Source organism: Qipengyuania xiamenensis (genome assembly GCF_019711495.1).
In the GTDB taxonomy this organism is placed as follows: Bacteria; Pseudomonadota; Alphaproteobacteria; order Sphingomonadales; family Sphingomonadaceae; genus Qipengyuania; species Qipengyuania xiamenensis.
Window position 1 is genome coordinate 594,054 of the sequence record NZ_JAIGNM010000002.1, and the last position, 18,168, is coordinate 612,221.

The following is an 18,168-nucleotide window of genomic DNA, read 5'->3' on the forward strand; positions in this document are numbered from 1 at the left end:
AATTCTGGTTTCCGGACACCTTTGCCCGCTTGACGGTTCTAAGGGGAAAGGAGGCGCGCTTGGCCGACACAATTACCGTAAACGGAACCGCTTATCCCATGCCCGACGACCCGCGGGTCAGTCTTCTCGATTTCCTTCGGCAGCACATCGGCCTGACCGGGACAAAGAAGGGCTGCGATCATGGTCAGTGCGGGGCCTGCACGGTGATCGTGAACGGCATTCGCATCAACAGCTGCCTGACGCTGGCTGCAATGCATGATGGCGACAGCGTGACCACCATCGAAGGTCTCGGCACGCCCGAAGAGCCGTCCGCCCTCCAGCGCGCTTTTCTCGAGCACGACGGCTTCCAGTGCGGCTATTGCACTCCGGGCCAGATCTGTTCGGCCACCGCCATGCTGGAAGAACTGGCCGCCGACTGGCCGAGCGACGCCAGCGAAAGCCTCGAAGGGCGGATCGCCATTTCCGGAGAAGAAATACGCGAGCGGATGAGCGGCAATCTGTGCCGCTGCGGCGCCTACGCGAACATCGTCGCTGCGATCGAGGAAGTCGCTGGGGGAGGCCGCTCATGAGGCCCTTCCAATACACCCGTGCGCCTTCGCTGGCCGAAGCTTCGGACATGACCGCAGGCGAGGATACGCTTGCCATTGCAGGCGGAACCAACCTGCTCGACCTCATGAAGTTGCAGGTGGAAACGCCCGGTCAGCTGGCCGACATCAACCGGCTGGGCATTGCGGATGTCGAAGACACGGATGATGGCGGCCTGCGCCTCGGCGCGCTTGCCACGAATACCGAAACCGCTGTCCATCAGCGCGTGCGGGCCGACTATCCGGTCCTGTCGCGCGCGATCCTGGCCGGCGCTACGCAGCAGTTGCGCAACAAGGCCACCAATGGCGGCAATCTGTGCCAGCGCACCCGGTGCTTCTACTTCACCAATATCGACCAGCCCTGCAACAAGCGCGAACCGGGCACCGGCTGCGGGGCGATCGACGGCATCGCAAAACTCCACGCGGTCCTGGGCACGAGCGACCAATGCATCGCGACTTATCCGGGCGACATGGCCGTGGCCCTGAGCGCGCTTGGCGCGACAGTGCAGATTTCGGGCGACAAGGGCGAGCGCAGTGTGCCGGTGCGCGACTTTCACCTGCTGCCGGGCGATACGCCATGGATCGAGAACGTGCTCGAAGCGGGCGAGATAATCACTGGGATCACCCTCCCTCCACCAGTTGGCGGCACACAAATCTATCGCAAGGTGCGCGAGCGATCGTCCTATGCCTTCGCGCTGGTCTCCGTCGCTGCAATCGTCGAACTAAAGGACGGCAAGTTTTCCCGCGCCGACCTCGCCTTCGGCGGTTTGGCGCACAAGCCGTGGCATGATCCGCGCGTCGGAGAAGCCCTTTTGGGGCAGCCACCCTCGGACGCGCTCTTCGACAAGGCCGCCAATATCCTGCTGGAGGATGCGCGCGGGTTTGGCGAGAACGATTTCAAGATACCGCTCACGCGGCGGACACTTCACGCCGTCCTGGTGCAGGCGACGGAGAAGGCAGCATGACCGTTCATTTCAAGCAGGACGAGCCAGACAATTCCAACCGCCTCGACGGCATGAAGCAGGGCGTGCTGGGCAAGCCCCTGCCGCGCATCGAGGGGCTGGCCAAAGTCACCGGCACCGCGCCCTATGCCGCCGAATATCACATAGATGATTGTGCCGAGGGTGTGCTGGTCACTTCGACCATCACGCGCGGCGAGGTAACCTCCGTCGATCGGGCAAGCGTGCTGTCCATGCCCGGCGTGATCGCGGTGGTCGACGATGAAAAACTCTGCACTCGCGCGGCACAGGGCACGGCCAACGAAGCGCCCATGCAGGGGCCGGGGCAGGTCTGCTACTGGGGACAGCCAATCGCGCTGGTGGTTGCCGAAACCTTCGAACAGGCGCGCGACGCTGCCAAGCATCTGAAGGTAGAATATCGCGAGGAAAACGGCGCTGCGCTCGACCCGAACGCGGTCGAACCGGAGGAGCAGGAGGACGAGACCGTTCACCAGGGCGATCTGGCGCATGCGATGGCCAAAGCTGCGCACAGCGTCGACGTGACCTATACCACCAAGGGTCATGCCTCGGCCGCCATGGAGCCGCATGCCGCCATCGCGCAATGGGACGGCGACAAGCTGACCGTTCATGCCTCGCTCCAGATGCTCAACTACAACATCACCGAGCTTGCCGATGCGCTGGATATGGAAGAGGAAAACATCCGGCTCATATCCCGCTTTGTCGGGGGCGGGTTCGGATCCAAGCTTGGAATCAGCGAAGAGGTGGTCGCAGCCGCGCTGGCGGCGAAACAGATCGGGCGGCCGGTCCGCGTCGTGCAGTCGCGCCAGCAGGTCTTCCAGACGGTCATGCGTCGCAGCGAAACCACGCAGCGCCTGCGCCTTGCAGCCGATAGCGATGGAAAGCTCACCGGCTTCGGCCATGAAGCGCTGGTGTCGAACCTTCCCGGCGAAAGCTTTGCCGAGCCCGTCCTGCAATCCTCGCATTTCCTCTATGGCGGCGAAAACCGCGAACTGATGCTCAAGGTTGCCCGCATCCACCGTATGACAGCCGGATCGGTGCGCGCTCCGGGAGAAGCGGTGGGTATGCCGGCGCTCGAAGGCGCGATGGATGTACTGGCAGAAAAGGTCGGCATCGATCCAGTGGAGCTGCGCCTGCGCAACATACCCGAGCAAGATCCCGAAGAAGACCTGCCGTTCTCCTCTCACAAGCTTGCCGATTGTCTGAAGCAGGGGGCTGAGGCTTTTGGCTGGGACAACGGTCCCCGCAAACCGCGCCAGCGGCGCGAGGGCGAGTGGTGGATAGGCACGGGAATGGCCAGCGCCGCACGGGTGCACAACATTGCCGAGGCGAAGGCTCGCGTTACGCTGAAGGCCGACGGCACGGCGCTCGTCGAAACCGATATGACCGATATCGGCACCGGGACCTACACCATCCTCGCGCAGATCGCCGGGGAGATGCTGGGGCTGGATCCGGAGCAGGTCCTGGTCGAACTGGGCGATACGCGCCATCCGCGCGGTCCCGGTTCTGGCGGCAGTTGGGGCGCGGCTTCTATCGGCTCGGCGGTCTACGTCGCGTGCAAGGTGATCCGCGAGGAACTGGCCAAGAAAGTGGGCATCAGCGAGGAAGAGCTCGAACTTAGCGAAGGGAAAACCGCTACCGGCGAGTCTCTTACGGACCTTCTGGAAGGCAACGACCTTGCTCGCGAAGGCCATTACGAGCCGGGCGATATCGAGGACGATTACACCGCCTCTGGGTTCGGCGCATTCTTCGCCGAAGTGCGCGTCAACCACTACACCGGTGAAACCCGCGTCGAACGCATGCTTGGCGCGTTCGGCTTCGGGCGCGTGCTCAATGCCAAAACCGCGCGTTCGCAATGCATTGGCGGCATTACCTGGAGCATCGGCGTGGCTCTGACCGAGGCGCTGGAATTCGATCCCCGCGACGGACACCTCGTCAACTGCGACCTCGCCGAATATCACGTGCCCGTTCACCGCGACGTCCCCGATCTCGAGGTCGTGCTGGTCGAGGAACGCGATGGTGCGGCAAGTCCGATCCAGGCCAAGGGTATTGGAGAGCTCGGCATGTGCGGCGGAGCAGCAGCTATCGCCAACGCGATCTACAACGCCTGCGGAGCACGGCTGTACGATTACCCGATGACACCGGACCGCGTCCTCGCAGCGATGCCCGACTGATGCTGGCTGACTTCACGAGCGATGTCGCGCGCGACGAGGATCACCTCGCGCTCGCCGCCGCGTGCCAGCCGGGTGTCGGGCTATGCACTATCGTCGGAATTGAGGGCAGTTTCTCGCGGCGTCTCGGAGCGCAGCTGGCGGTCCTCCCGGATGGGTCTACGGTTGGCGATCTGGCGGACAGTTGTCTTGAGCGCCAGCTGGTCTCGGACATGACGGCGACACAGGGTTCAAGGGTAATCCGTTATGGGCGTGGCTCTGCGAAAATCGATTTCCGCCTCCCGTGTGGAGGTGGACTGGATATCCTGCTCGAACCGGCGCCGGATCGTGCGGCCTGTCGGTCTGCATTTGAAGCGCTGCGGACGCGTCGTCCGGCCCGGTTAACATTCGAGGACGGCAGGCATCTGTTCGAACGCACCTATCTGCCATCGCTGAAACTCGTAGTTATGGGGGAGGGGCCGGAACTAGATGCCGTGGCCTCCCTGTGTTCGGCGATGAAGATCGATGTGGAAGTATATTCGAGAGATGACCTCGCTCTCGGCCAAGCGCCGCGAAATGTGAATTACGATCTCTGGACGGCCTGCCTCCTTCTGTTCCACGATCACGAATGGGAACTGGCCCTGCTCGAACAAGCGCTGGCGAGCGAGGCTTTTTACGTGGGAGCGCAAGGCGGAGAGAGGGCGCGGGCAGACCGTATACTTGCGCTTGCCGCGCGCGGCGTTCCGGAGGAGCAGATCGCGCGACTGACGAGCCCGATCGGACTGATGCCTACCTGCAAATCGCCGCGAGCCCTCGCATTGTCGGCGTTGTCCGAAATAGTCGGTCGCTACGAGCAGATGCGTGCGGTCGCCTGAGCTGAAGACCGGTGTGGTGCTGCTTGCCGCTGGGCAAGGGAGACGGTTTGGCGGCGGCAAGCTCACCGCCCAATTTCGTGGGCGCCCCTTGTGGGAATGCGCCGCGGAAACCGCAGAGAATGTCAATTTCAGCGAGCGCGTTCTCGTGGTTGGTCCCAAGAGCCCGATCCGAAGTCGGCCGACCTGGAGGCTGGTCGAAAATCCGGTTGCAGAACAGGGCATGGGCACCTCGATTGCTGCAGGAGTGCGCGCGCTGACCGACTGCGATCGCGTGATCGTCATGCTCGCCGACATGCCGCTGGTTTCCCGCACGCATCTTGGCAGCCTCTTCTCGGCGCAGGGTGTGGCTTTCACCCGTTATCCGGATGGCACTGCAGGATGTCCGGCGATATTCACGCGCTCCGAGTTCCCGCTGCTGGTATCCCTGGCAGGGGACAGGGGCGCACGGAGCCTCGACCTGACGGACGCCGAGCTTGTCTCTCCCCAGCACGAGAAGGAGCTTTTCGATGTCGATGAAGTTCGCGACCTGGATCGGTAGAATTTGGCCGAATAGCGTCGAAACGCCGGTCAATTCTCAGAGCTTGTGAGGAAGCCGGACACTGAAGGCCAGCCGCAAAGCGTGCTGGACAGTGCTTCTGGTTTTGAAGGAAATGGCTCCCCGAGTTGGATTCGAACCAACGACCAAGTGATTAACAGTCACCTACTCTACCGCTGAGCTATCGGGGAGCAACCCGAAGGCAGGCCGCGCGTATATGGACGTGATTTGGGTTTTGCAAGCGGGGTTTTGGAAAAATTTGGGCGGTCGCAACAACACCGTTGCAATCAGACCACGAACTGCTCCGAAACGATGCGTTCATCGAGCGCATGACCCGGGTCGAAAAGCAGGGTGAGCTCGTTCTCGCGCGAGATTTCGAGGCGGACCTCCGCGATGTTTCGCAGTTCCCTCTGGTCGGCCACGGCCGAAACGGGGCGCTTGTCGGATTCGATCACGCGGAAGGTCACGCGGCTGCGGTCGGGCAGGATAGCCCCTTTCCAGCGGCGGGGGCGGAAAGCCGAAATCGGCGTCAGGGCCAGCAACTGGGAATCGAGCGGCAGGATCGGGCCGTCGGCGGAAAGGTTATAGGCAGTCGAGCCCGCAGGGGTCGACAGCAGTACACCGTCGCAGACCAGTTCCTTGATGCGGACCTTGTCGTCCACCGACACTTCGATCTTCGCTGTCTGACGTGTTTCACGCAGCAGCGAGACCTCGTTGATGGCGCAGAAGCGATGCGTTTCACCGTCCTGCGTGACCGCTTCCATTGCAAGCGGTGCAATGGTGTGCGGCTTGGCGCGAGCGATTCGCCCAAGCAGTTTGTCGGGTTGGCGGTTCTTGTTCATCAGGAAGCCGACCGTGCCGAGATTCACGCCATAGGCAGGCAGGATGCGTCCTTCGTCGAGCATCGCGTGCAGGCTCTGGAGCATGAATCCATCGCCGCCGATGACCACCACGGCATCGGCATCTTCCATGGAAACCCAATCGGTTAGGGGGCGAAAAACGGTCTCCGCCGCTTCCTGCGCGCGGTCGGAATCCGATACGAGCAGCGCCAGTCGTTCAAATTCGGACATCATCCGTTCCGTCTGCGTTGCCCCACTACCTTTGCAGAGCCTCGCTAATCCCTATGGGCCGCTGTCCCATTTGGCAACAAATGGTAAAACATGGCTAACATTTCGTTAACCGGTGCTAAGGGAGGGCGATGGCAAGCATGCCCGACACTGTGGATAGAGATTCGCGTGACGCCCTGACCGGGCTTGGCGATGTGCAGCAATTGCGCCGCACGATCGCCAATTGGTGCGCGGATTGGCCGGGCGATTCCGGCCCCTGTCCGATCCATGCGATGCTCATCACCCTCGGACGGATTGAAACCGTGAACGTCGCGTTCGGCGAAAATGCCGGTGACGGTGCACTTGTCGAAGTCGCCCAGCGCATCCGCCATTTCGCAGCCGATGAACTCGAAAGCACGGCCTGGCTGGCGACCCGCCTTTCTGGCAGCAGCTTCATGCTCGTTTCCATGGGTGAATGTTCGCGCGAACGCTGGCAATGGCTGGCAGAGGCGCTGGCCGATGCGCTGGCAGCTCCCATCGCCAATCCGGATGGCGGCAGCAGCCTGCGCCTGTGGCCGCGTATTTCGCTGATGCGTTCGGGCGAAAACGACAATGCGGACAGCATGCTCGACCGGCTGTCCGAAGTCGCCTCGCGCATGCGGATGTCGCATGGCCGCCGTATCGACTGGTCGAGCGGAGCGGTGGATGCATCGCCGCGCTCGAACATCGAACTCGAAGCCGACCTGCTTGCCGCGATTGACCGGGACGAGATCGAGATCCTCTTCCAGCCGCAATATTCGCTGGTGGATGACCGCATCGTCGGTGCCGAAGCCCTCGCGCGCTGGCATCACCCGGTCGTGGGCCAGATCAGCGCGGGCACCCTGTTCCAGATTGCCGAACGCGCCGACCATATCGCGCAGCTTTCGCGTCATATCGCCCGCCGAGCGCTCGAGCATGCCACGAGCTGGCCTGACAACATGCAGCTTTCGCTCAACATCACGCCTGCAGACCTGGCGGTGGAGAATTTCGCGATCGAATTCGCGCGTCTTGCAGAAAAGATCGGTTTCTCGCTGAACCGGATCACGCTGGAAATCACCGAACAGGTGCTGCTTGCCGACCTCGAACGGGTCGGACGCGTACTCCAGCAGCTCAAGGTCCTCGATGTGACCGTCGCACTGGACGATTTCGGCGCGGGCTTCTGCAACTTCCGCTATCTCAAGGTCCTGCCGATCGATTGCATCAAGCTGGACCGGTCGATGGTCGAAGGTGTGCTGGAGGATGAGCGGGATCGTGCGGTTTTCCGTGCCATCATGGGAATGGCAAAGGCGCTCGACCTGCGCGTTCTGGTCGAGGGTATCGAGACCGAGCGCCAGCGCGATTTCTGCGCGGCCGAGGATTGCGAATTCTATCAGGGCTTCCTGCGCGCCGAACCGATGGCGCCGCATGCTTTCGTCAATCTCGCTTCACGCTAGTCCTGCGCTCAGGCCGCGGCCTTCTGGCGCTTCTTCGCTTTCCTGACGATTCCCGACAGACCCTTGGTGAGCTGGAACAGGCCGTTGAGGCGGCTTTCCGGTGAATTCCAAGCGCGGCTGATGACCAGCTTCATGTCGGGACGCAGCTTTGCCGTGCCTTGCAGTCGGTCGACATAGGCGATGAGGCCCGGGCCGTCGGGGAAGTCGTCATTATGGAAAGTGACGAGCGTACCGGCCGCGCCGACATCGATCTTGGCGATGTTTGCCTCGATCGCCTGCAGCTTGATCTGGATGAGGCGGACGAGGTTCTCGGTTGCCGAGGGAAGCGGTCCGAAGCGGTCGATCATCTCGGCGGCCAGCGACTCGATTTCGCCCTGGCTCTCCGCGTCGTTGAGGCGGCGATAGAGCGCCATGCGCACGGCGAGATCCGGGACGTAGTCTTCCGGGATCATGATAGGCGCGTCGACCGTGATCTGCGGGCTGACACGCTCGGGCTTGGCCTCGAGGCCGAGTTCGCCGGCCTTTGCGGCGAGGATCGCGTCTTCCAGCATCGATTGGTAGAGTTCGAAGCCGACTTCGCGGATATGGCCCGACTGCTCGTCGCCCAAAAGGTTGCCCGCGCCGCGAATATCGAGATCGTGGCTGGCGAGTTGAAAGCCTGCGCCGAGGCTGTCGAGATCGCCGAGCACCTTGAGGCGCTTCTCCGCGACTTCGGATAGCGCCACGTCCTTCTCATAGGTCAGGTACGCATAGGCGCGCAGCTTGGATCGGCCCACGCGGCCGCGCAGCTGGTAGAGCTGGGCGAGGCCGAAAATGTCGGCGCGGTGGATGATGATGGTGTTCGCGCTCGGCAGGTCGAGCCCGCTTTCGACGATCGTTGTGGCGAGAAGGACGTCGTACTTGCCCTCGTAGAAGGCGCTCATTCGCTCTTCGATTTCGCCTGCGCCCATCTGGCCGTGAGCGGGGACGAATTTCACTTCGGGCACATTCTCGTGGAGCCAGTCGGAAATCTGCTCCATGTCCGAAATGCGCGGTACGACGATGAAGCTCTGACCGCCGCGATGGTGCTCGCGCAGCAGCGCCTCGCGCATCACCATGTCGTCCCATTCCATAACGTAGGTGCGCACCGCTAGGCGGTCGACCGGCGGGGTCTGGATGGTTGAGAGTTCGCGCAGGCCCGTCATCGCCATCTGCAGCGTGCGCGGTATGGGCGTGGCTGTCAGCGTCAGCATGTGCACGTCGGCGCGCAGCTGCTTCAACTTCTCCTTGTGCGTGACGCCGAAGCGCTGTTCCTCGTCCACGATAACGAGGCCGAGGTTCTTGAACTTCGTGTTCTTCGACAGGATCGCGTGGGTGCCGACCACGATGTCGATATCGCCCTTTTCCAGTCCCTCGCGCGTGTTCTTCATCTCGTTCGACGGGACTAGGCGCGACAAGCGGCCGACCTTGAGCGGGAAGCCTGAGAAACGCTGGCGGAAATTCTCGTAATGCTGGCGGGCGAGCAGGGTGGTGGGGGCGACCACGGCCACCTGCTGGCCATTCATAGCGGCGACGAAGGCGGCGCGCAGCGCGACTTCGGTTTTGCCGAAACCGACATCGCCACAGACCAGCCGGTCCATCGGCTTGCCGCTCTCCAGATCGCTCAGCACATCGGCGATTGCGCGTTCCTGGTCGTCGGTTTCCTCGTATTGGAAGCGGTCGAGGAACTGGTTGTAGGTCGGCTCGTCGATCTCGAGCACGGGTGCTTTCTTGAGCGCACGCTGGGCGGCAACCTGCATCAATTCGCCCGCAATCTCGCGGATACGTTCTTTCAGACGGGCGCGGCGCTTTTGCCATGCTTCCCCGCCGAGCCGGTCCAGCATGACCGCCTCTTCGGATGACCCGTAGCGGCTGAGGACGTCGATGTTCTCGACCGGTATGAAGAGCTTGTCGCCGCCCTTGTATTCGAGCTGGACGCAGTCGTGCTGCGATTTGCCTACCGGGACTGGCTGCAGGCCAAGATATTTGCCGATGCCGTGTTCGGTATGGACGATCAGGTCGCCGACCGAGAGCGCCTGAAGCTCGGCTAGGAAGGCGTCTGCATCCTTGCGCTTCTTCTTGCGGCGCACGAGCCGGTCGCCAAGGATGTCCTGCTCGGTGAGCAGTTCCATCTGGTCGTTGGCGAAACTGGCTTCGAGTGGCAGCACCATCGCGGCGGGCTTGCCCTTGGCCGAAAGGCCGAGCGCTTCCTGCCAGCTATCCGCCAGTTGCACATCGGCGCCGGCTTCCGTGAGGATCGAGGCGATACGCGCGCGGCTGCCGGTGGAGTAGGCCGCGAGCAGCGGGCGCTTGCCCGCCTTGCCCAGCGCTTTGAGGTGATCGGCCAGCACCGGATAGACATTGTCGCCGCGGGCACGTTCGGGCGCGAAATCGCGGCCCGAGCGGAAACCGAAGTCGATGACACTGTCGCTTTCAGGTTCGTCGAATGTCGTAGCGCGGTGTGCGGGAGCCTCGACCAGCGCGGATTTGAACTCTTCCTCCGTGAGGTAGAGGGTATCGGGCTTCAGCGGGCGGTAGCTGCCCTTGGCCTGACCACTCGCCGCCTTGCGCTGATCGTAATAGTCGGTGACGTCCTTGATGCGCTCGTCCGCCGCGGCGAGGCTGGCGTTGTCGATGACCACCGTGTCCTTGTCGTCGAGGTGGTCGAACAGCGTCACCAGCCGTTCTTCGAACAGCGGCAGCCAGTGCTCCATGCCGGCAAGGCGCCGGCCCTCGCTCACCGCCTCGTAGAGCGGGTCCTGCGTGGCGCTGGCACCGAACATCTCGCGATACCGGCTGCGGAAACGCTTGATGCTGTCTTCGTCGAGCAGCGCTTCGCTGGCCGGCAGCAGTAAATGGTTGTCGAGCCGCCCGGTGCTCATCTGCGTATTGGGATCGAAGCTGCGCAGCGATTCCAGCTCGTCGCCGAAGAAGTCGAGGCGGAGCGCTTCGTCGAGGCCCGAAGGGAACACGTCCACGATCGATCCGCGGATCGCGTATTCGCCCTTGTCGATGACCGTGTCGGTGCGGCTGTAGCCCTGTTTCTGGAGCAGCAGCGACAGGCTCTCGCGCCCGATTTCGGTGCCGGGTTTGAACTCGCGCACGCTCTCGCGAATGCGGAACGGGGTGAGGACGCGCTGGAGGACGGCATTGGCCGTAGTGACGACCAGCTGCGCCTTTGCCTTTCCGGTCTGGAGGCGGAACAGGGCCGCAAGCCTTTTCGCGCTTACCGAGAGAGCTGGACTTGCCCGGTCATACGGGAGCGAATCCCACGCAGGGAATTCGATCACTTCGAGTTCGGGCGCGAAGAACTGCGCTGCATCCGAAACCGAGCGCATCGCCGCATCGTCGGGCGCAATGAAGACCGCGCGGCCGGTTCCGGCGCGCGCAAGGTCGGCCATGACCAGCGGCTGGGCGCCGCGGGCGACCTGCGCCAGCGTGAGTTGCGTGTCGGCTTTGAGGATGCGGGATAGGTCGGGCATTATGGGGTCAGCGCCGTAAGCCTGCCTGCGTTCCCGTCAACGCGGTTTTGGCCCGTCAACGCGGAATGTCGACGTAGTCGAGCTTCTGCATCTTCTCGATCAGCTCGCCCTGGAAGCGGGGCGGGGTGGTCTGGGTTTTTAGTGCCCAGGCCATGATGTCGACGTCATCTTCCTCGAGCAGCGCTTCGAACCAGGCGAGTTCTTCTTCGCCCCATTCTGCGTGGTAGCGATCGAAGAAGCCGCCGATCATGTAATCGGCTTCACGCGTACCGCGATGCCAGCTGCGAAACTTGCAGCGGGCGAGACGACCTTCGGTTGTGAGCATTTCCGGCATGGGGCGCGGGTAGGGCACTCGCCAAAGCCGTGCAAGCGGCTATAGCGTTGCGCAGCATGCGGCCCGACATACTCAATCCCCTGTTTGCCGAGACCGAGACGCTGGAGGGCGTTGGTCCCAAGCTGAAGAAGCCTCTCGACAAGCTGGGGCTGACACGGCTGCGCGACCTTGCCTACCACCTGCCCGAACGGTTCGTCACACGGCGCGCGGTCGATACGGTCGACGAGGCTGGCGAGGGCGAGAACATCGTCCTCAAGCTTACCGTTACCGAACATCGCGGGGGACGCTCTCCGCGCGCGCCCTATAGGGTGCTGGCGCAGGACAGCGTGGGCAACATTCTCGCGCTGACCTATTTCGGGCGCGCATCCTATACGGCGAAGAAGCAGCTGCCGGTGGGCGAGACGCGCTGGGTGGCGGGCAAGATAGAGCGTTACGGCGACATGCTTCAGATCGTCCATCCGGATCATGTCGTCGAGGAGGGCGGCGACACGCTGCAGCGCCTGTGCGAGCCGGTCTATCGCCTGTCGGAAGGCCTCACGCAGCCGCGCGTCGCGGGGCTTGTCGACCAGGTTCTGGCGAAGTTGCCGCAATTGCCCGAATGGATCGAGCCGACACAGGTCGAGAAAGCCGAATGGCCTTGCTGGCGCGATGCTCTTCGCAGTGCCCACAAGGGTGAACACAAGACGGCGCGCGACCGGCTGGCCTATGACGAATTGCTGGCGAACAGCCTCGCGCTGATGCTGGTGCGGGCGGACAACCGCAAGCGCAGGGGGCAACCGCTCCAAGGCGACGGCAGCTATCGCGGCAAGCTCGACCTGCCGTTTCCGCTGACGGGCGCGCAGAAACGCTCGATCGCCGAGATCGAAGGCGACATGGCGCAGGAAGCGCCGATGCTGCGCCTGCTGCAAGGCGATGTGGGCGCTGGCAAGACGGTGGTGGCGCTCGAAGCAATGCTGATCGCGGTTGAGGCAGGCGCGCAGGCTGCACTGCTCGCCCCGACAGAGATCCTCGCCCGCCAGCATTTCGAGAGCCTGCGCAGCATGGCCGAACCCACCGGCGCGCAGGTGGCGCTGCTGACGGGTCGCGACAAGGGCAAGGCGCGGGAAGGCACGCTCATGGGGCTGCTCGACGGCAGCATCGATATCGTCGTCGGCACCCATGCGATCTTCCAGGACAAGGTCGCCTACAAGAACCTCGCCATGGTCGTGATCGACGAACAGCACCGCTTCGGCGTCGGCCAGCGGCTGATGCTGGCAAGCAAGGGCAAGCGCGCGCCGCATGTCCTTGCCATGACCGCCACGCCCATCCCGCGCACGCTGACGCTCGCGCATTATGGAGAGCTCGATGTCAGCAAGCTAGACGAGCTGCCGCCCGGCAGGCAGGCGATCGACACGGTGGTAATGGGGCAGGACAAGGTCGCTCCTCTCGTCGAGCGGCTGGCCGCACAATTCGAGCAAGGACGGCAGGCATTCTGGGTCTGTCCGATGGTCCGCGAAATGGACGGGCCGGAGGAAATCGCCGCAGCCGAGGCACGCTATGCTGCGCTGAAGGAGCGGTTCGGCGACGATGTCGTCATGGTCCATGGCCAGCTCGCGCCCGAGATGAAGGACGCGGCGATGGAGCGGTTCGCGCGCGGCGACGCGCGGCTTCTGGTGGCGACGACCGTGATCGAGGTCGGGGTCGACGTTCCGAATGCCACACTGATGGTGATCGAGCAGGCCGAGCGTTTCGGCCTAGCCCAGCTGCACCAGCTTCGCGGCCGTGTCGGGCGCGGAAGCGAGAAAAGCTTCTGTGTCCTTCTCCACGGTGAAAGCCTGTCGGAAACCGCCCAGAAGCGCCTGGCCCTGATGCGTGAGAGCCAGGACGGATTCCTGCTCGCAGAGGAAGACCTGAAACTGCGCGGCGGCGGCGAACTGCTCGGCACACGCCAATCGGGGGACACGCCCTTTGCCGTGGCCAGCTTCGAGCAGATCACCGAGCTCCTGCCGCTGGCCCATGACGATGCCCGCTTGTTGATGGATCGCGACGGCGGGTTGGAGGGAAAACGCGGCGAAGCGGCGCGGGTTTTACTTTACCTTTTCGAACGCGACTTCGGAGTGAAGACCCTGCGCGGAGGCTAATTCTAGGGATTTGCTAAGAATTGGGCGTTAAACCCCCGCGCAACAGGGGGGGGCTTCATGCAGGCTGTTCATTATTCGACCGCGCGCGTTTTCGCCATGTGCCTCGCGATGCTCGGTTTCATCGTGGTAGGCGTCTTCATGTGGAGCGGGCTCTACGGCAAGGGCGCCTTTGCCGGCGCAGTCCTGATGATTATCGGCATCTGCGGCTTGCCGGCCATGGCGCGCTACCTGCTGGGTGGCGGGCTGATCCTCGAATATGATCGCACCTTCGTGACGTTTCACGGCGTTCTGTCGACTACCCGCCTTCGCTGGGACGAGGTGACCGGCATCGAGATCGAAGAACAGACCTACAACTGGGTCGCCAAGAACCGTTTCCTCAAGATCAAGGGACCGTTCTCATTCCTCGGCTATGCCAGCATGACCGAGCGCCTGCTAGCAAGGCAGCATCGCCCGATCGGCAAGCTGCTGGACCAGATCACCGACTATCTGGAATCGCCCGAGGTCGCTCCGCAGCAACCGGTGCGTCAAACCGGTTTCGGCAATGCCATGCCAGATACGCGCTCGACCGGCGTTATCGGCGAACAGCCCGTCGCGGCCTCTCAGGTGCGTGCCGGCGGTTTCGGTCGCAAGGGACTTTAGAAACCTAGCGCGGCGAGCTCCCGCTCCACCGCAGGTCTGTAGCTTTCGCCGAACAGGCGGACGTGCAGCAGCCACATCCACAGGCGATAGACGGGTAGGCGGTTTCGCCATCCGCTTTCAAGGTCGAGCGCATCGAAGAAATCCGGCGTCGGAGTGTCCAATACCGTCAGGCTGGCGACATCGACTTCGCGGTCGCCGTAATATGCGCAGGGGTCGATCAGCCCGCTGATCCGCTCGCCGGAAACAAGCACATTTCCGCCCCATAGATCGCCATGGAGCAATGAAGGTGTCGGCGAGGCTGGCAGCATGTCCGGAAGCCGTCCGGCCAGCTCCTCGATCCGCCTGCCAAGGTCTGCCGCGATATGCGGGACGTGACACAACAGCCTGCGTTCGCCCCAGAACTTCGGCCAGTTCTCGGTTATACCGTTCTCGACGATCACTTGCCTGAGGGCGTAGTCTTCCTGCCAACCGTAAGCGTCGCCCCGCAAGGAATGCAGGCCGTCCAGCGCCTGCGTGAGGGAAACCCAGGTCTTGCCCGCGAGCATGCCGTCGGAAGGGAGGTGCTCGATCAGGAGATTGCGCTCGTCGAAGCCGATTACTTTCGGCACGGGGGCAGTGCTGGCCCCCATCGCTTCGAGCATCCGTGCCTCGACGGCTACAACCGGTCCGGTCTTGCCAACGACCTTCGAACCATCGGCAAACTCGATCAGCGAGGCACCCGAAATGTCCCCGCCGGCGAACCGCGTTACGGCGGTCGGTTTCGTGCCGCAGGTCGCTTCGGCAAATCCGGCGAGGTCCTGGCTCATGCCGTCTCCGTCAAGACCTTCCTGACGATACCGCGGACATCGACACGCGCACCCAGCCGCGCACAGAGCAGCGCGGTTCCGCTGACCTTCCGCTGGACGAACAGCGTTTCGGCAGGCGGCAGGTGCCAGCTCTCGCGGTCGCGTGCGATCGGCATCACCGTCTCGCGGATTTCCGGCACGAATGCCCGGTCGCCGAAGTCGAGCTTGTCCTCGCTCGACATCTGGGTGACGACGATGTCGACAGCATGGCGCATGGCATCGGGGTGGCGTTCGAGCGCGCGCGGATTGATGAAACCTGCCGCGATTGCAGCTTCCATGACCTTTTCGCGGTCTTCCTCGAGGCCCGCCTCGATCAGCCGGCGATAATCCTGCGAAATACCGGGCGAGACTTCGCGCGTCGCACCGAAGTCGAGCAAGACGATCCTGCCCGTTTTGGCCTGCCATCGGTAATTGGCGAAATTCGGGTCGGTCTGCATCAGGCGACTGTCGAACAGCTCGCGCGCGACCAGTTCGATCAACTCTGCGGCAACGCGGTCACGCAATTCCTGCGGCTGCGAGGCGAGGTCTTCGATCGGGGAACCTTCCTCGTAGCTCATGGCGAGGATGCGGTCGGTGGTCAGAGCGGTTTCCAACTCAGGAACGATGAATTCCTCGCGCCCTGCGAGCATCTCGCCGAAACGCGTCAGCATCGCGCCCTCGCGCCTGTAATCCGCTTCTTCGCGCAGCTGCTCCTTCGCGGCGGCCAGCAACGGGTCGATGTCGAGCTCGGGCGGCAAGAGGCCAGTCAGTTTCAGCAGGCTCGCGACATTGTCGACGTCGGAATCGATGCTTTGCGCAACGCCGGGGTACTGGACCTTGATCGCCAGCAACCGTCCGTCCGGCAGCATGGCGCGGTGGACCTGCCCGATTGAGGCTGCCGCAATCGGTCGCGGCTCGAAGCGGCGGAACTGCTTGCGCCAGTCCTTGCCCCATTCTGAGGCCAGCACCTTGTCGAGCTGGCGCGGGGGCATGAAATCGGCCCGGTCGCGCAGGCGGGCGAGGATATCTGCCAGCTCTGGCGGAAGCAGGTCGCCTGCATCCATGGAGATCATCTGGCCCAGCTTCATCGCTGCGCCCCGCAGATGCGCGAGCCGGTCGGTCAGCCGCTTGGCATTGCCCGGTGTCAGGAGGATCTGATCGAGGCGCGGCCGTTCGCCATTCGCCAGCCGCCTTGCACCCTCGCTCAGCGCGCCACCGGCGAGACCTCCGGCAAGGCGCGTAAATCCGCCCAGTCGTCCGATGCGGGACGAGGGGACGGAACGGTGACGCGAAGTCTTGTCTTCAGCCATGTTCGTCGATCATCACGGCGATGAGCGCCCGCGCGCCTGCGTCCACTTCGCTCCAGGTAATCGCGAAGCCTTCCTCGCCGCCGTAATAGGGATCGCCCACTTCGCGGCCCTGCTGCCCGGGTACGAGGTCAAGCAGCATCGCGACCCTGGCCTTGCCCGCATCGGGTTCGATCCTGCGGATATTGGCCATGTTCGACCGGTCCATCCCTAGGATGTAGTCGAATTCGTGAAAGTCCTGCTGCTTCAGCTGGCGTCCGCGATAGCTGCGGATATCGATGCCGTTTCGGTCAGCCTCGTCGATGCTGCGCGGATCGGGCGGCTGGCCCACGTGATAATCTGCAGTACCGGCGCTTGCGACCTCGACCGACAGCCCGATCTCTTCGGCAGCCTTGCGGAACGCCGCCTCTGCCAGCGGTGAGCGGCATATATTGCCGAGACAGACGAACAGGACTGAGGGCGTGGACATGGGAAAAGCGGTCTCGCAGCGAGGACGGAAGGGTTCCGCCATTCAATCGCCCGAAACTGCGCTTGTTCCAGACCGCGCACAATGCGCGGCTCGTCGAAATGTAAGAAGATAAATGGTCGGGGAGAGAGGATTCGAACCTCCGGCCCCTGCCTCCCGAAGACAGTGCTCTACCAGGCTGAGCTACTCCCCGACCGGATCGGCCCGCCGCGTCGAAACGCTGCGGGAGCGAAGCAAGGCGCGCCCTATAGGTGTGGATTGCGGTAGGCGCAAGCGGGCTTTTGCGTTAATTTGGGACTAGGGCCGCAAAGCAATGAAAAGCGATCAAGAGCCGGTGCCAGAAACACATTTCGAAACCCAGTACCTCGAGCTGATGCGCCGCATCTGGCTCGAAGGCGACGAGCGGCGCGATCGCACGGGTATCGGGACGCGTTCGGTCTTCGGCGCGATGCTGCGATTCGACCTTTCCGATGGCGCCATGCCGCTCATCACGACCAAGCGCGTCTACTGGAAGACCGCAACGCGCGAATTGCTGTGGTTCCTCACCGGAGACACCAATATCCGCCCGCTGGTGCTGCAGGGCGTGAAAATCTGGAACGAGTGGCCGCACGCGAAATATGTCGAGCAGACGGGCGACGAGATTTCGCTCGACGATTTCGTGCAGCGCATTGCCGATGACGAGCATTTTGCCGCCATGTGGGGCGACCTTGGCCCGGTATACGGCAAGCAGTGGGTCGACTGGCCGACCTTCCAGCCGGTGAAGGGCGGGTTGTTCCGCAAGGGACGGGGCATCAACCAGGTGGCCGAAGTGGTCGAATCGCTTCAGGAGAATCCGGGTAGCCGTCGTCACATCATCGAAGGCTGGAACGTCGCCGACGTGCCACGCATGGCGCTGCCGCCGTGCCACAAGACCTACCAGTTCCACGTGAGCGAGGGCAGCGACGGCAAGGCGCGCCTCAACGGCCTGCTCTACCAGCGCAGCTGCGATGTCGCGCTCGGCCTGCCCTTCAACCTGTGGTCGGCGGCGCTGCTCCAGCGCATGCTTGCCCAGCAGGCGGGACTGGAGCCGGGCGAATTCGTCTGGATGGGCGGCGATACGCACCTCTATCTCAACCACGAACACCTTGTGAAAGAGCAGCTTTCACGGGAACCGCAAGGCCACCCGCGGCTTGAGATTCTGCGGCGCCCGGCGACTATCTTCGACTACCGGATTGAGGATTTCGCGGTTCACGACTACACGCCGCACGGGCCGATCAAGGCTCCCGTCGCGGTGTGACCGAAATCGTATGCATAGGCGTACTTGACCGTTTCCCTCGCGCGAAATAAAATAACGCGGAAG

15 protein-coding genes and 2 tRNA genes are annotated in these 18,168 nt (G+C 63.2%); 9 read left to right on the plus strand and 8 right to left on the minus strand.

Annotated features, from left to right (window positions below; translation table 11 throughout):
- Positions 1-59: 59 nt before the first annotated feature.
- From K3165_RS11120 to K3165_RS11140, 5 genes are read left to right on the plus strand one after another with little or no spacing between them, the layout of a single operon-like run.
- Positions 60-569, plus strand: coding sequence for a 2Fe-2S iron-sulfur cluster-binding protein (locus tag K3165_RS11120; RefSeq protein ID WP_282098675.1), 510 nt, complete (start codon positions 60-62; stop codon positions 567-569).
- Positions 566-1,549: an FAD binding domain-containing protein gene (locus K3165_RS11125; protein ID WP_221548932.1), complete on the plus strand. Its 984-nt coding sequence runs from the start codon at positions 566-568 to the stop codon at positions 1,547-1,549. Before K3165_RS11120 ends, K3165_RS11125 begins: the two co-directional genes overlap by 4 nt.
- Positions 1,546-3,735 (plus strand): xanthine dehydrogenase family protein molybdopterin-binding subunit, encoded by a 2,190-nt coding sequence (locus K3165_RS11130; RefSeq protein WP_221548933.1) that lies wholly within the window; start codon positions 1,546-1,548, stop codon positions 3,733-3,735. The genes K3165_RS11125 and K3165_RS11130 overlap by 4 nt, the downstream gene beginning before the upstream one ends.
- Positions 3,735-4,586 carry an XdhC family protein gene (locus K3165_RS11135; protein WP_221548934.1) on the plus strand — a complete coding sequence of 284 codons (852 nt, stop codon included), beginning with the start codon at positions 3,735-3,737 and terminating at the stop codon, positions 4,584-4,586. Before K3165_RS11130 ends, K3165_RS11135 begins: the two co-directional genes overlap by 1 nt.
- Entirely contained in the window at positions 4,573-5,124 is a 552-nt protein-coding gene (locus tag K3165_RS11140) for a nucleotidyltransferase family protein (protein WP_221548935.1), read from the plus strand. Before K3165_RS11135 ends, K3165_RS11140 begins: the two co-directional genes overlap by 14 nt.
- 113 nt (positions 5,125-5,237) lie before the next feature.
- Here K3165_RS11140 and K3165_RS11145 read toward each other — a convergent pair.
- Positions 5,238-5,312: transfer RNA gene (locus K3165_RS11145), tRNA-Asn, on the minus strand.
- 96 nt (positions 5,313-5,408) lie between these two features.
- A complete protein-coding gene (locus K3165_RS11150; RefSeq protein WP_221549035.1) occupies positions 5,409-6,191 on the minus strand; it encodes an NAD kinase in 783 nt (260 codons plus the stop codon).
- 137 nt (positions 6,192-6,328) lie between these two features.
- Here K3165_RS11150 and K3165_RS11155 point away from each other — a divergent pair, with 137 nt between their 5' ends.
- Positions 6,329-7,639 carry a bifunctional diguanylate cyclase/phosphodiesterase gene (locus tag K3165_RS11155; RefSeq protein ID WP_247714070.1) on the plus strand — a complete coding sequence of 437 codons (1,311 nt, stop codon included), beginning with the start codon at positions 6,329-6,331 and terminating at the stop codon, positions 7,637-7,639.
- Positions 7,640-7,647: 8 nt separating this feature from the next.
- Here K3165_RS11155 and mfd read toward each other — a convergent pair whose 3' ends face one another.
- Positions 7,648-11,139, minus strand: a complete 3,492-nt coding sequence (mfd, locus tag K3165_RS11160) for a transcription-repair coupling factor (protein WP_221548937.1) — start codon at positions 11,137-11,139, stop codon at positions 7,648-7,650.
- A gap of 55 nt (positions 11,140-11,194) precedes the next feature.
- A complete protein-coding gene (locus K3165_RS11165; protein WP_221548938.1) occupies positions 11,195-11,473 on the minus strand; it encodes an FAD assembly factor SdhE in 279 nt (92 codons plus the stop codon).
- 56 nt (positions 11,474-11,529) lie between these two features.
- On the opposite strand from K3165_RS11165, the gene recG reads away from it, so the two are divergent.
- Entirely contained in the window at positions 11,530-13,593 is a 2,064-nt protein-coding gene (gene recG, locus K3165_RS11170; RefSeq protein WP_221548939.1) for an ATP-dependent DNA helicase RecG, read from the plus strand.
- A 57-nt stretch (positions 13,594-13,650) separates the two neighbouring features.
- A complete protein-coding gene (locus tag K3165_RS11175; RefSeq protein ID WP_221548940.1) occupies positions 13,651-14,232 on the plus strand; it encodes a hypothetical protein in 582 nt (193 codons plus the stop codon).
- Here the strand turns inward: K3165_RS11175 and K3165_RS11180 are convergent.
- The 4 genes from K3165_RS11180 to K3165_RS11195 all read right to left on the minus strand — a co-directional run bounded on the left by K3165_RS11180 (position 14,229) and on the right by K3165_RS11195 (position 17,022).
- Positions 14,229-15,038 (minus strand): fructosamine kinase family protein, encoded by an 810-nt coding sequence (locus K3165_RS11180; protein WP_221548941.1) that lies wholly within the window; start codon positions 15,036-15,038, stop codon positions 14,229-14,231. The two genes, K3165_RS11175 and K3165_RS11180, sit on opposite strands and share 4 nt — an antisense overlap.
- Entirely contained in the window at positions 15,035-16,366 is a 1,332-nt protein-coding gene (locus tag K3165_RS11185) for an ABC1 kinase family protein (RefSeq protein WP_221548942.1), read from the minus strand. Before K3165_RS11185 ends, K3165_RS11180 begins: the two co-directional genes overlap by 4 nt.
- On the minus strand, positions 16,359-16,832 hold the full coding sequence (locus K3165_RS11190; RefSeq protein ID WP_221548943.1) for a low molecular weight protein-tyrosine-phosphatase: 474 nt from the start codon (positions 16,830-16,832) through the stop codon (positions 16,359-16,361). The genes K3165_RS11185 and K3165_RS11190 overlap by 8 nt, the downstream gene beginning before the upstream one ends.
- Positions 16,833-16,945: 113 nt before the next feature.
- Positions 16,946-17,022 (minus strand) — tRNA-Pro (locus K3165_RS11195).
- A gap of 120 nt (positions 17,023-17,142) precedes the next feature.
- Here K3165_RS11195 and thyA point away from each other — a divergent pair.
- A complete protein-coding gene (gene thyA, locus K3165_RS11200; protein WP_221548944.1) occupies positions 17,143-18,105 on the plus strand; it encodes a thymidylate synthase in 963 nt (320 codons plus the stop codon).
- The last annotated feature ends 63 nt before the right edge of the window (positions 18,106-18,168 follow it).